This window comes from Pseudomonas sp. H3_E07, from assembly GCF_054668895.1.
This window is the reverse complement of the sequence record NZ_CP162795.1, coordinates 299,318-311,947: the sequence shown is the minus strand read 5'-3', so window position 1 is coordinate 311,947 and position 12,630 is coordinate 299,318. Positions and strand designations below refer to the sequence as shown.

Sequence of the window (12,630 nt, the reverse complement as noted above, 5' to 3'; positions counted from 1 at the left end):
ACAACAATAGGTGGAGAGAATCTTATGGCTCGCAAAATCAGCTATCAGCAGGCAATCAACGAAGCCCTGGCCCAGGAAATGCGCCGCGACCAAAGCGTGTTCATTATTGGCCAGGACGTGTCCGGCGGCACCGGCTCACCTGGCGAGCAGGACGCCTGGGGCGGCGTGCTCGGCGTGACCAAGGGCCTGTACCCGGAGTTTCCCGAGCGCGTACTCGATGCGCCGTTGTCCGAAGGCGGCTACGTGGGCATGGCGGTCGGTGCTGCCACCCGTGGCATGCGCCCGGTGTGCGAATTGATGTTCGTCGATTTTATCGGCTGCTGCCTCGACCAGTTACTCAACCAGGCCGCCAAGTTCCGCTACATGTTCGGCGGCAAGACCACAACGCCGCTGGTGATTCGCGCCATGTACGGCGCCGGCCTGCGTGCGGCGGCCCAGCATTCGCAGATGCTCACTTCGATGTGGACCCACATTCCCGGCCTCAAGGTGGTGTGCCCGGCCACGCCGTATGATGCCAAGGGCATGCTGATCCAGGCGATCCGCGACAACGATCCGGTGATTTTCCTTGAGCACAAGATGCTTTACAGCCTGCAGGGCGAGGTGCCCGAAGAGCTGTACACCGTGCCTTTCGGTGAGGCCAACTTTGTTCGCGAGGGCAAGGATGTGACCCTGGTGACTTATGGGCGCATGGTGCATATCGCCCTGGAGGCCGCCGCCCAGCTGGCACGACAAGGCATCGACTGTGAGGTGCTGGACCTGCGCACCACCAGCCCGCTGGATCAAGACAGCATCCTTGAAAGTGTGGAAAAGACGGGCCGCTTGGTGGTGATCGACGAGTCCAACCCGCGTTGCTCCATGGCCACTGATATCAGTGCGTTGGTCGCCCAGCAGGGCTTTTCGTTCTTGCGCGCGCCGATCCAAATGGTCACCGCGCCGCACACGCCCGTGCCGTTCTCCGATGCACTGGAAGACCTGTACATCCCCAATGCGGCGAAGATCGAGGCCGCCGTGCTGAAGATCGCCGACAAGAGGACCGCCGCATGATCCATACCTTGACCATGCCCAAGTGGGGGCTATCGATGACCGAGGGCCGTATTGATGTCTGGCTCAAGCAACCCGGCGACCGGGTAGAGAAGGGTGAGGAAGTGCTGGACGTGGAGACCGACAAGATCTCCAGCAGCGTCGAGGCACCGTTCACTGGCGTGCTGCGCCGTGTGCTGGCGCTGAGTGACGAGACGCTGCCGGTGGGCGCATTGCTGGGGATTGTGGTAGAGGGCGAGGCCACCGAGGCAGAAATCGATGCGGTCATCGAACGCTTCAACGCCGGGTTTGTTTCCAGTACCGCCGAAGCAGAGGCCTCGGGGCCCAGTGCGCAGAAGGTTGAAATAGGCGGGCGTTTGTTGCGCTATCTCGACTTGGGCGAGGGTGGCATTCCGTTGGTGCTGGTTCATGGATTCGGTGGCGACCTGAACAACTGGCTGTTCAACCAACCGGCATTGGCCGCCGAACGCCGTGTGGTCGCCCTTGACCTGCCAGCGCATGGTGAGTCGGGCAAGCAGCTGCAACGCGGCGATGCTGATGAGCTGAGCCAAGCGGTGTTGGACCTGCTTGATCATCTAAAGCTAGACCGCGTGCACCTGGCCGGCCACTCCATGGGCGGGCTGGTCGTGCTGACCGTTGCCGACCGGGCGCCCCAGCGCGTCGCCTCACTGACCCTGATCGCCAGCGCCGGTCTGGGCATGGACATCAACGGTGATTACCTGCAAGGGTTTGCCGAGGCCAACAACCGCAATGCGCTCAAGCCGCAATTGATCCAACTGTTCAGCGATCCCGCGCTGGTGACGCGGCAGATGCTGGAGGACATGCTCAAGTTCAAGCGGTTGGAAGGAGTCGACCCGGCATTGCGGCAGCTCACTGCCGCGTTGTTCGAAGGCGGACGACAGAGGTTGGACAGGCGTCATGTGGTGGGCCGACAGCCGAGCCTGGTAATCTGGGGCAGCGACGATGCAATCATCCCGGCCAGTCACGCCGAGGGGTTGGACGCCCAAGTGGAGATCTTGCCGGGACAGGGCCATATGGTGCAGATGGAGGCGGCGGAGCGGGTCAACCACTTAATTGGCACTTTCCTGAAATAGCGCCCGCAGTCAGGCGTGACGCTTCAGGGTCTCGCTGGGCAACTCCTTGAACAGGGCGCGGTAGCTGTTGGAGAACCTTCCCAGGTGCCAGAACGACCAATTCATCGCCACTTCAGCGACGGTGGTCTCACGGGTCTGCAACAACTCCCGCCGCGCCCCATTCAACCGGCGCAGCCGCAACCACTGCGCCGGGCTCATCCCGGTGTAGGTCTTGAACCCCTGTTGCAACTGACGCAATGGCACGCCGGCAATCCGCGCCAGTTCCAACACGTTGACGATCTCATCCGGAGCATCCGCCGCCCATTCGCCGATGCGCGCCATCAGTCGCCGTTCTTCGCTGCGCCGCTGCAACGAGTGGCGGTCCAGGCATACGCAGGCGTTGTCGAGGATGAACAGGCAGTCTTCCAGCAATTGCTGGGTGAGGGCATCGCGGCTGGCGGGGTCGATTGCTGTGGACAGGCGGGTGAGGGTGCCACTCAACCAACGACTGAACAGTCCATTCTGCTGGCAGGTCAGCGGCGCCATGAACAGGCCTTCAAGTTTCGCCACATCCAGCCCATGGCGTTGCACGAATTGCGGCCCGAACACCACCGCCACTTCACGGTAGTTTTCCGGGGTGATCCAGGTGTTGTGGCTTTCACCGTTCAGCAGGTACAGCGCGTTGTCACTGCCGTCGAAACAGAAGGCCAGCGAGCCTGGCGGTGCGTTGAAATGCTGCTCCACGCGGGTGTTCATGCACTCTTCGTACACCTGCACACCTTGCAGGTCCAGGTAGCGGATTCGCCCGGCGAAATGCCCTGGGGACATCTGCTGGTACTGCTGCACCCAACCGGGTGTCGCACTGCATTGAGCGGCCACATCACCGGTGGTGAAGGCCTGTACGCGCAAAGCTGTTGCCTGTGTCATGGGTAACCTGGGCGCACTCTATTGGTGCGTTGTGGTTCGTGCAAAGTGGATAGATGCCGCAGGGGCGGCGGCATCAAGATAGACCTCAATGCGCCAGGAGTACAAGCCGGCGCATGCACCCAACCCATGACGAGGTCCTTATGAACGCCCCCTTCGATCAGCTGTCCGCCTGGCTGAAAGAACACAAGATTACCGAAGTCGAATGCGTGATCAGTGATTTGACTGGCATCGCACGCGGCAAGATTGCGCCCACCAACAAGTTCCTGCATGAGCGAGGCATGCGCCTGCCGGAAAGTGTGTTGCTGCAAACGGTAACCGGGGACTTTGTCGACGACGATGTCTACTACGACCTGCTCGACCCGGCAGACATCGACATGATCTGCCGTCCGGTGTCCCACGCCACCTATGTGGTGCCGTGGGCCATCGAGCCTACCGCGATCGTCATCCACGACACCTTCGACAAACAGGGCAACCCCATCGAACTGTCGCCGCGCAACGTGCTGAAGAAAGTCCTGCAGCTCTACACCGACCAGGGTTGGCAGCCGATCGTCGCGCCGGAAATGGAGTTCTACCTCACCCAGCGCTGCGAAGACCCGGACCTGCCGCTGAAAACCCCGATTGGCCGCTCCGGTCGCGCCGAGACCGGTCGCCAGTCGTTTTCCATCGACGCCGCCAACGAATTCGACCCACTGTTCGAAGACGTCTATGACTGGTGCGAAGCCCAAGGCCTGGACCTCGACACGCTGATCCACGAAGACGGCCCGGCGCAGATGGAAATCAACTTCCGCCACGGCGACGCCCTCGACCTGGCCGACCAAATCACCGTGTTCAAGCGCACCCTGCGCGAGGCCGCGCTCAAGCACAACGTGGCCGCCACCTTCATGGCCAAGCCGGTGGCCGACGAGCCTGGCAGCGCCATGCACCTGCACCAGAGCGTGGTCGACATCGCCACCGGCAAACCGGTGTTCGTCGATGCCGACGGCAAGATGAGCCAGCTGTTCCTGCACCATATCGGCGGCTTGCAGAAGTACATCCCCAAGCTGTTGCCGATGTTTGCGCCCAACGTGAACTCGTTCCGCCGCTTCCTGCCGGACACCTCGGCGCCGGTCAATGTCGAATGGGGCGAAGAAAACCGCACCGTCGGCCTGCGTGTGCCCACCTCCAGTCCCGACGCCATGCGCGTGGAAAACCGCTTGCCCGGCGCCGATGCCAATCCCTACCTGGCGATAGCGGCTAGTCTGCTGTGTGGTTACCTCGGGATGATCGAACAGATCGAGCCCAGCGCGCCAGTGGAGGGCCGCGCCTACGAGCGCCGTAACCTGCGCCTGCCGTTCACCCTCGAAGATGCGCTGGCACGCATGGAGGATTGCGCCACGGTCAAGCAGTACCTGGGCGACAAGTTCGTGCGCGGCTACGTCGCGGTCAAGCGCGCCGAGCACGAGAATTTCAAACGGGTGATCAGTTCCTGGGAGCGCGAGTTCCTGCTGTTGAGCGTCTAAAAAAACCAAAAAAGGGGTGTCGATATGCGTCTTGTGAAACAGCTTTTTCCGCTGGCCCTGGTGGCTGCGTTCAGCAGCGCCAGCCAGGCGGCGCCGACGGTCAGCGTCTACAACTGGACTGACTATATCGGTGAGACCACCCTGGCCGACTTCCAGGCCAAGACTGGGATCAAGCCGATCTACGACGTGTTCGACTCCAACGAAACCCTGGAGGGCAAGTTGCTGGCGGGGCGCACCGGCTATGACGTGGTGGTGCCGTCCAACCACTTCCTGGCGCGCCAGGTGAAGGCCGGTGCGTTCCTCAAGCTGGACCGCGCGCAACTGCCCAACTTCAAGAACCTCGACCCCAAGTTGCTAAAACTGTTGGAAAAGAATGACCCAGGCAACGCGCACTCGGTGCCGTACCTGTGGGGTACCAATGGCATCGGCTACAACGTCGACAAGGTCAAACAGGTGCTGGGCATCGACGCTATCGATTCATGGGCGGTGCTGTTCGAGCCCGAGAACATCAAGAAGCTCAACCAGTGCGGCGTGGCTTTCCTCGATTCGGCGGACGAGCTGTTCCCGGCGATCCTCAATTACATGGGCAAGGACCCGCGCAGCGAGAATCCCGAGGACTACAAGCAGGCCGAGGCCAAGCTGCTGACGCTGCGGCCGTACATCACCTATTTCCATTCTTCCAAGTACATTTCGGACCTGGCCAACGGTAATATCTGCGTGGCCTTCGGTTATTCCGGCGACGTGTTCCAGGCGGCCAACCGTGCCAAGGAAGCCAAGAATGGTGTGAAGATCGCCTATTCGATTCCCAAGGAAGGCTCCAACCTGTGGTTCGACCTGCTGGCGATTCCCGCCGACGCGAGTCACCCGAAAGAAGCCCACGCGTTCATCAACTACCTGCTCGACCCTCAAGTGATCGCCAAGGTCAGCGCCTCGGTGGGGTATGCCAACGCCAACCCGGCGGCCAAGGCGTTCATGGACCCGCAACTGGTGAATAATCCTGAGGTGTACCCGTCCCAGGACGTGCTCGACAAACTCTATATTTCCACCACGCCGACCCCGGCAACCATGCGCCTGATGACCCGCGCCTGGAGCAAAGTGAAGACCAACAAATGATTCAGTCGACTGACCACGCCCGGTCCTACTACCGGGCTACGGCCAACGCTTTGACGGAGCGACCCACATTGGGCACTGACCTGACCGCCGACGTGTGCGTGATCGGCGGCGGTTTCACCGGCGTTAACACCGCCATCGAACTGGCCCAGCGCGGGCTCTCGGTGGTCCTGCTGGAAGCCCGCCGTATTGGCTGGGGTGCCAGCGGGCGCAACGGCGGGCAGTTGATTCGCGGTATCGGCCATGACGTGTCGGGATTCGGCAAGTACGTGGGCGAGGAGGGCGTGCGTTACCTGGAGCGCGCCGGCATCGACTCGGTGGCCTTGGTGGGCGAGCGTATCCGAACGCACCGCATCGACTGCGACTTGCGCTGGGGCTTTTGCGAATTGGCCAACACCCCGGCGCAATTCGCGGCGTTCAAGGGCGAGCAGGCGCACCTGGCGGCGCTGGGTTACGCCCACGAAACGCGTCTGGTGGGGCCGCAGGATATACAGCAAGTAGTCGGCTCGCCGGTGTATGCCGGCGGCCTGGTGGACATGGGCTCCGGGCATCTTCACCCGTTGAATCTGGTTTTGGGTGAGGCTCGGTTGGCCGAATCCCTCGGGGTCCGGATTTTCGAGCACACCGAAGTACTCGAACTGATCCACGGCGACACGGTGCACGTGCGCTGCGCCGGCGGCACGGTGCGCGCCGCTAGCCTGGTGCTGGCGTGCAATGCGCATCTGGAGGAGCTGGAACCGCGCCTGAGTGGCAAGGTACTCCCGGCCGGCAGCTACATCATCGCCACCGAGCCGTTATCGGCGGATCTGGCCAACCAACTGATCCCGCAGAACCTGGCGCTGTGCGACCAGAAGGTCGGCCTGGATTATTACCGGTTGTCTGCAGACCGGCGCCTGTTGTTCGGCGGCGCCTGCCATTACTCCGGCCGCGACCCGGCGGACATTGCCGCTTACATGCAGCCGAAAATGCTCAAGGTGTTCCCGCAGCTCGCCAATACGGCCATCGAGTTCCAGTGGGGCGGCAAGATCGGCATTACCGCCAATCGCTTCCCGCAGGTCGGTCGCTTGAAGCAGTACCCCAACGTGTTTTACGCCCAGGGGTATTCCGGGCATGGGCTGAACGTGACGCATTGGTGCGCGAGGCTGTTGGCCGAGGGTATCCAGGCCGGTCACAGCACCGGGCTGGATATTTTCAGCCAGGTACCGCACATGACGTTTCCCGGTGGCAAGGCGCTGCGGTCGCCGCTGCTGGCGTTGGGGATGCTGTGGTATCGCCTGCGGGAATTGATTTAACTGACGCCCCCCACCTGTGGAGCTCCATCAATGCTCAGATTCGGTGAGCACCTTGCGGAAGGTTTCTACCAGCGGCCGCAGGTTGACGCGGTGCCACGCCGCCCACAGCGGGGTGGTGTAGTTCAACCACGGCAGTTCACGCAACACCACGCCGGGCGGGGCATTACGGCTCAGGCCTTTTTGCACCATGGCCACGCCCAGCCCTGACGCGACCAACCCCAGCGCAGTAAACGGCTCCCCGGCTTCCATGGGGATCTGCGGGGTGAAACCGGCGCGGATGCAGGCGGCGACGAAGTCGTCGGCGGGGTTGGCGCCGGGTTTGCGCTGCACGCCGATCCACTCCTGGTCCGCCAGGTGCTCGGGCAACAACTCGCTTTGACGGGCCAATGGATGATGCTCGGGCAAGGCCAGCAGCATCGGGTCATCCAGCACTTGCCGCGCGATAAGGTCCGGGTCGTCGGCGGCCGGTGGCTCGCCAACCAATGCGATATCCAGGCTGCGTTGGCGAAGACCTTCCAGCTGTTCGAGAGACGGCAGGTTATACAGCTTGATATGCACGGTCGGCCGATCGTCGCGCAACACGCGCAAGGCATTGGGCAACACCCCGGCATGCATGGCGTTCTCGATATAGCCGATGCACAGGCCACCTTCTTCACCTCGGCCCAGGCGCTTGCCCAAGGATTCCAGGCGGTTGGCGTGGGTCAGCAAGGCCTTGGTCTCGGCGAGGAAGGTCTGGCCGTCGCGGGTCAGGCGGATGCGTTGCTGACTGCGTTCGAACAGGGTCAGTCCCAGGCGCTCTTCCAGCTGGGCTATCTGTCGGCTCAGCGGTGACTGGGAGATGTGCAAGCGCTCGGCAGCACGGCCGACGTGCTCTTCCTCGGCGACGACTTCGAAGTAGCGCAATTGGCGCAGGTCGATCATGTTAGACCTCTGGGGACTCAAGTTGGTCGCAGTATGTCTTGGACGGTCCGATCTGCGCAATCTAGGATCTGCTCAACGGTCACAGCGACCCCTGAACCCATTGAGGATCTACCATGAGCTTGAAAGACAAACTCCCAGGCCAGCTCGGCTTCGGCACCGCGCCGCTGGGCAACATGTTCCGCGCTATTCCAGAAGACGAAGCCCAGGCCACTGTCGAGGCTGCCTGGAATGCCGGCGTGCGCTACTTCGACACCGCGCCGTTCTACGGCTCGGGCCTCTCGGAAATCCGCCTGGGCCACGCCCTGTCGCAGTACAACCGCGATGATTTCGTGCTCAGCACCAAGGTCGGCCGGGTGATCCTCGACGAAATAGAAGACAGCGCCCGCGACCTCGGCGAAAAAAGCGGCGTGTTCGAACACGGCCGCCCGAACAAGATGCTCAACGACTACAGCGCCGACGCCACCCTGCGCTCCATCGAAGACAGCCTGACCCGCCTGAACACTGATCGCCTGGACATCGTGTGGATTCACGACATCGCCCAGGACTTCTATGGCGACCAATGGCTGGAGTACTTCAACCAGGCCCGCACCGGTGCCTTCAAAGTGCTGACCCGCCTGCGTGAAGAGGGCGTGATCAAGGCCTGGGGCCTGGGCGTAAACCGCGTCGAGCCGTGCGAACTGACCCTGGACCTGACCGAAGCGCAGCCCGACGGCTTTTTGCTGGCCGGCCGCTACACACTGTTGGACCATGATCGTGCCCTGCAGCGCCTGATGGACGCGGCCCTGGCGCAGAACGTCGAGATCGTCGTCGGTGGCCCCTACAGCTCCGGCATCCTCGCGGGCGGCGCGCACTTCGAGTACCAGCAAGCCAGCCCGGCAATCATCCGCAAGGTCGAGCAGATCAGGGCGATTGCCCAGGCGTTTGGCGTCAGCGTGAAAGCGGCGGCGCTGCAATTCTCCCTGGCCCACCCGGCCGTGGCGGCAGTGATTCCAGGCGCCAGTCGTCCGGGGCGGATTGCCGAAGACGTTGCGGCGTTGTCAGAGACTATTCCGGCAGCCTTCTGGCAGGCCCTGCGCGAGGCCCGATTGATTTCGGACCGTGCACCACTGCCGCTTTAACTTCAGGAGTTCAACCGATGAAAATTGATGTGAGCGGTAAAGTAGCCATCGTCAGCGGCAGCACGGCCGGCATTGGCCTGGGCATCAGCCAGGCGCTTGCAGCATCCGGCGCCACCGTGGTGGTGATCGGGCGTGAAGCGGGCAAGGTGGGTGACGCCTTGGCGAGCATCCGCCAGGCCGTCCCCGGCGCGGACCTGCGCGGGCTGGTGGCAGACCTCGGCACGGCCGAAGGTGCAGAAAAACTGTTCGCCGCCGAACCGCGCGCCGACATCCTGGTCAACAACCTGGGTATCTTCAACGATGTGGATTTCTTCGAGGCCCCGGACAGCGAATGGGCACGCTTCTATGAAGTCAACGTGATCTCCGGTGTGCGCCTGGCGCGGCATTACGTGCCGGGCATGGTCGGGCAGGGCTGGGGGCGAGTGATCTTCCTGTCGTCGGAGTCCGGCGTGGCTACCCCGGCGGACATGATCAACTACGGCGTGACCAAGAGCGCCAACCTGGCGGTGTCGCATGGTTTGGCCAAGCGCCTGGCGGGTACCGGCGTGACGGTTAACGCGGTTTTGCCTGGCCCGACCTTTACCGACGGCCTGGAGCAGATGCTCAAGGACGCCACCGCAAAATCCGGGCGCAGTGCGCGGGACGAGGCGGATGTGTTTGTGCGAAACGCACGGCCAACCTCGATCATCCAGCGCGCAGCAAATGTGGATGAAGTCGCCAACCTGGTGGCGTACATTGCTTCACCCCTGTCTTCTGCCACCACCGGTGCCGCGTTGCGGGTCGACGGCGGTGTGGTCGACAGCATGGCCATCTGAATGGTTTTCTATTTTCTGGAGTAATTAACGTGGCAACAGCGTCTTCTGTGATTGAAATCCCTGTATCGGCCGATCAGGTCTGGCAATTGATCGGCGGCTTCAACAGCCTGCCGGACTGGTTGCCGTTTATCGTCAAAAGCGAGGCCCTTGATGGCGGCCGTGTGCGTCATCTGCAAACCGCCGATGGCGGGGTGGTGGTGGAGCGTTTGCAGAGCTTTGATAACGTCGGCCGTACTTACAGCTACACCATTGAACAGTCGCCATTTCCGGTGAGTGCATACCTGGCAACGGTGCAGGTCGAGGCGTTGGGTGAAGCGTCGGCGAAAGTGACCTGGTCCGGTGTGTTCACGCCGGCGGCAGGCACCACGGATGCGGCGGCGGAAGAGTTGTTTGCGGGTGTTTACAGCGGTGGGCTGGAGGCGTTGCGGGCCAATTTCCCAGGCTGATCCGCGCCCCCTGTAGGAGCCGGCAAGCCGGCTCCTACAGGGTGTTGTGATGCATGCGTTATTCGGGCATGAGTTGTTGGCGGCACTCCAGAACCAGGCGTGCACCGCCTCGCTCACTCGTACCCACTTCCAGCCTGAAGCCATGCAGGTTGATGATCGCCGCCACAATCGACAAGCCCAATCCAAAGCCGCCTTGCTGGTCGCTCTCATCCACGCGATAGAAGCGCTGGAACACCGCGTCACGTTCCGCTGCGGGTATGCCGGGGCCGGAGTCGTGCACTTCAAGGCGCGTGCTGCCGGCGTCGTTGACCCCACGCAGAATCACCTCGCCGCCCGGTGGGGAGAACTTGATCGAGTTGCTCAGCAGGTTGGCGAGGGCTTCGAACAGCAATGCGCGGTCGCCGGTGATCCATGGCAGGGACTCCGGCGTTTCGAGCCGCAATTGCAGTTCGCCTTCTTCGGCCAGGGGCAGGTAGAAGTCGTGCAACTCGCGCAACAGTGGCAGCGGATCCATGACCAAAAAGCCTGAGCGACGCTGGTGGTCTTCCAGTTCGGAGATACGTAACAGCCCCCGGAAGCGCGCCATCAGGGTGTCGGTTTCGGCAATCGCGTCATCCAGTTTCACCGCGTAGTCCGACTCCGCCTCGGCCTCCTGCTTGATGCGGTACAGCTGCGCACGCAGGCGCGTGAGCGGGGTGCGCAGGTCGTGGGCGATGTTGTCGCACACGCCCTTGACCTCGTTCATCAGCTTCTCGATACGATCAAGCATGGCGTTGACGATGGCCGCGAGCATGTCCAGTTCGTCGCGCCGATTCGACAGCGGCAGGCGGTGGGTCAGGTCGCCGGCGACGATGGCTTCGGCGCTGGCCTGGATCCCGCGAATCCGCCGCAACGGTCGACGACGCAACAAATGCCAGCCCGCAGCGCCAGGGATAATCGTCAAGGACAGCGCCCACAGCAGGGCATGCCAGATGATACGGGTCACGCCGAACAGCGAGCCGTTGGCGCGTACCAGTACCAGCCAGCGGCCGTCATCGGTATGGGTGGCGACGGCGTCGCAGCTGTCCTTGGGCAACTTGGGGTCGTCGGAGTCGACGCAGTTGGTCAGGGCGTGGATCTTGCCGTCCAGGGGCAAGTCGGGCGGCACCGCGCGGATCGGTCCATTGAGAGGGCGGAACTGCTCATCGAACAAGCCGTAGGCGTCCACGCCCTTCATGTCGAAGGTCATGCTGGTGGTCAGGGCTTCCACCAGTTCCTCGCCGTCAAAGCGCTGGAACAGGTGCTGGCGCTGCATCAGCGAATGGCGCGACAGGTCGCCCAGATAGCCCGACACCTCGTAGTACAGCACCCCCATGAGGATGCAGCTCCAGGCCACGAACAACGAACTGTACAGCGCCAGCAAGCGGCTGCTGGAAGAGCGCCAGCCCTTAGAGGGGTTCAGCAATGACATAACCGGAACCTCGTACCGTGCGGATCAGCGGCGTGAGGCCCGGTGGGTCGATCTTCTTGCGCAGACGGCCGATGTGCACGTCGATCAAGTTGGTGCCGGGGTCGAAGTGATAGCCCCAGACTTCCTCGAAAATCATCATCCGCGACAGGATCTGCCCAGTGTTGCGCATCAGGAACTCCAGCAACTTGTATTCGGTGGGCAACAGGCTCAGGGGCTGATCGGCACGACTGGCTTCACGGCTGATCAGGTTCAGCTCCAGGTCGGCCACGCGCAGGGCGGTTTCGAATTCCTGGACGGTGCTTTTGCGCCGCAGCAGCACTTCAACGCGAGCGGCCATTTCATCCGAGGCGAACGGTTTGGTGAGGTAGTCATCACCGCCGGCACGCAGGCCGCGCACACGTTCGTCCACATCGGAGAGGGCGCTGATCATCAGGATCGGCGTCGACACACCGATAGTGCGCAGCGTGGTGACGATGGCCAGGCCATCGAGTTCCGGCAGCATGCGGTCGAGGGTGATCAGGTCGTAGTCGCCACTCACGGCGCGGACCAGGCCTTCGCGGCCGTTGTCTACCCAATCTACATCCAGTCCATGGCTACTCAGCTCGGCGACGATCTCGCGGGCCGTTACGGCGTCATCCTCGATAGTCAAAATACGGGTCATGGTATTACCTGGTGATCGATTTACACGGGAAGACCGCAATCGCCAGCAAGCCGGCGCCTACGGAAGTGCGGGCATTTTGCCAAGAAATCGCTGAACGCTTCCTAAATAAAACTTCATATTGGCAAAACTGACACATCTTTCATGACCGGCTAACGGGAATGCATAACGCCCGCCCGCAACGGCCCTTTCTTGCAAGTTGCATGGTTTGAGTAAGTTCAATTTACTTAACTCCATGATTTGTAACGGTTTTAAATTTTTTGCTGTCTGGCATGGTGCC

12 protein-coding genes are annotated in these 12,630 nt (G+C 62.1%); 8 read left to right on the top strand and 4 right to left on the bottom strand.

All coding sequences use genetic code 11. From position 1 onward, the window contains the following. Positions 1–24: 24 nt before the first annotated feature. Both AB4O08_RS01395 and AB4O08_RS01390 read left to right on the top strand, forming a co-directional pair. Positions 25–1,044: an alpha-ketoacid dehydrogenase subunit beta gene (locus AB4O08_RS01395; RefSeq protein ID WP_460114656.1), complete on the top strand. Its 1,020-nt coding sequence runs from the start codon at positions 25–27 to the stop codon at positions 1,042–1,044. Next, complete coding sequence (locus AB4O08_RS01390) at positions 1,041–2,135, top strand: acetoin dehydrogenase dihydrolipoyllysine-residue acetyltransferase subunit (RefSeq protein ID WP_256454690.1); 1,095 nt, start codon at positions 1,041–1,043, stop codon at positions 2,133–2,135. Before AB4O08_RS01395 ends, AB4O08_RS01390 begins: the two co-directional genes overlap by 4 nt. A gap of 9 nt (positions 2,136–2,144) precedes the next feature. On the opposite strand, the gene AB4O08_RS01385 is transcribed toward AB4O08_RS01390, so the two are convergent. Continuing rightward, on the bottom strand, positions 2,145–3,041 hold the full coding sequence (locus AB4O08_RS01385; protein WP_031290720.1) for a helix-turn-helix domain-containing protein: 897 nt from the start codon (positions 3,039–3,041) through the stop codon (positions 2,145–2,147). Positions 3,042–3,181: 140 nt separating this feature from the next. On the opposite strand from AB4O08_RS01385, the gene AB4O08_RS01380 reads away from it, so the two are divergent. Genes AB4O08_RS01380 through AB4O08_RS01370 form a run of 3 tightly spaced genes read left to right on the top strand, consistent with a single transcriptional unit; the run spans position 3,182 to position 6,942 of the window. Then, positions 3,182–4,540, top strand: coding sequence for a glutamine synthetase family protein (locus tag AB4O08_RS01380; protein WP_010211038.1), 1,359 nt, complete (start codon positions 3,182–3,184; stop codon positions 4,538–4,540). Positions 4,541–4,564: 24 nt separating this feature from the next. Beyond that, positions 4,565–5,653, top strand: coding sequence for a polyamine ABC transporter substrate-binding protein (locus AB4O08_RS01375; RefSeq protein ID WP_460114655.1), 1,089 nt, complete (start codon positions 4,565–4,567; stop codon positions 5,651–5,653). Then, positions 5,650–6,942: an NAD(P)/FAD-dependent oxidoreductase gene (locus AB4O08_RS01370; protein ID WP_460114654.1), complete on the top strand. Its 1,293-nt coding sequence runs from the start codon at positions 5,650–5,652 to the stop codon at positions 6,940–6,942. The genes AB4O08_RS01375 and AB4O08_RS01370 overlap by 4 nt, the downstream gene beginning before the upstream one ends. Positions 6,943–6,969: 27 nt before the next feature. Here AB4O08_RS01370 and AB4O08_RS01365 read toward each other — a convergent pair whose 3' ends face one another. Then, positions 6,970–7,863 carry a LysR substrate-binding domain-containing protein gene (locus AB4O08_RS01365; RefSeq protein WP_305437388.1) on the bottom strand — a complete coding sequence of 298 codons (894 nt, stop codon included), beginning with the start codon at positions 7,861–7,863 and terminating at the stop codon, positions 6,970–6,972. A 113-nt stretch (positions 7,864–7,976) separates the two neighbouring features. On the opposite strand from AB4O08_RS01365, the gene AB4O08_RS01360 reads away from it, so the two are divergent. From AB4O08_RS01360 to AB4O08_RS01350, 3 genes are read left to right on the top strand one after another with little or no spacing between them, the layout of a single operon-like run. Next, entirely contained in the window at positions 7,977–8,981 is a 1,005-nt protein-coding gene (locus tag AB4O08_RS01360) for an aldo/keto reductase (RefSeq protein WP_010211034.1), read from the top strand. A 17-nt stretch (positions 8,982–8,998) separates the two neighbouring features. Then, a complete protein-coding gene (locus AB4O08_RS01355; RefSeq protein ID WP_106119689.1) occupies positions 8,999–9,796 on the top strand; it encodes an SDR family NAD(P)-dependent oxidoreductase in 798 nt (265 codons plus the stop codon). 29 nt (positions 9,797–9,825) lie between these two features. Next, positions 9,826–10,242 carry an SRPBCC family protein gene (locus AB4O08_RS01350; protein WP_029529162.1) on the top strand — a complete coding sequence of 139 codons (417 nt, stop codon included), beginning with the start codon at positions 9,826–9,828 and terminating at the stop codon, positions 10,240–10,242. A 58-nt stretch (positions 10,243–10,300) separates the two neighbouring features. Here the strand turns inward: AB4O08_RS01350 and AB4O08_RS01345 are convergent, their stop codons facing one another. Further along, complete coding sequence (locus AB4O08_RS01345) at positions 10,301–11,692, bottom strand: sensor histidine kinase (protein ID WP_010211031.1); 1,392 nt, start codon at positions 11,690–11,692, stop codon at positions 10,301–10,303. Further along, positions 11,670–12,353, bottom strand: coding sequence for a response regulator transcription factor (locus AB4O08_RS01340; RefSeq protein WP_010211030.1), 684 nt, complete (start codon positions 12,351–12,353; stop codon positions 11,670–11,672). The genes AB4O08_RS01345 and AB4O08_RS01340 overlap by 23 nt, the downstream gene beginning before the upstream one ends. Between the last annotated feature and the right edge of the window lie 277 nt (positions 12,354–12,630).

Excerpts from the sequence above, each read along its gene's own strand:
- AB4O08_RS01395 (WP_460114656.1), top strand. The coding sequence starts at position 25 with ATGGCTCGCAAAATCAGCTATCAGCAGGCAATCAACGAAGCCCTGGCC.
- AB4O08_RS01365 (WP_305437388.1), bottom strand. The coding sequence starts at position 7,863 with ATGATCGACCTGCGCCAATTGCGCTACTTCGAAGTCGTCGCCGAGGAA.
- AB4O08_RS01345 (WP_010211031.1), bottom strand. The coding sequence starts at position 11,692 with ATGTCATTGCTGAACCCCTCTAAGGGCTGGCGCTCTTCCAGCAGCCGC.
- AB4O08_RS01380 (WP_010211038.1), top strand. The coding sequence starts at position 3,182 with ATGAACGCCCCCTTCGATCAGCTGTCCGCCTGGCTGAAAGAACACAAG.
- AB4O08_RS01360 (WP_010211034.1), top strand. The coding sequence starts at position 7,977 with ATGAGCTTGAAAGACAAACTCCCAGGCCAGCTCGGCTTCGGCACCGCG.
- AB4O08_RS01340 (WP_010211030.1), bottom strand. The coding sequence starts at position 12,353 with ATGACCCGTATTTTGACTATCGAGGATGACGCCGTAACGGCCCGCGAG.
- AB4O08_RS01385 (WP_031290720.1), bottom strand. The coding sequence starts at position 3,041 with ATGACACAGGCAACAGCTTTGCGCGTACAGGCCTTCACCACCGGTGAT.
- AB4O08_RS01375 (WP_460114655.1), top strand. The coding sequence starts at position 4,565 with ATGCGTCTTGTGAAACAGCTTTTTCCGCTGGCCCTGGTGGCTGCGTTC.
- AB4O08_RS01355 (WP_106119689.1), top strand. The coding sequence starts at position 8,999 with ATGAAAATTGATGTGAGCGGTAAAGTAGCCATCGTCAGCGGCAGCACG.
- AB4O08_RS01390 (WP_256454690.1), top strand. The coding sequence starts at position 1,041 with ATGATCCATACCTTGACCATGCCCAAGTGGGGGCTATCGATGACCGAG.
- AB4O08_RS01370 (WP_460114654.1), top strand. The coding sequence starts at position 5,650 with ATGATTCAGTCGACTGACCACGCCCGGTCCTACTACCGGGCTACGGCC.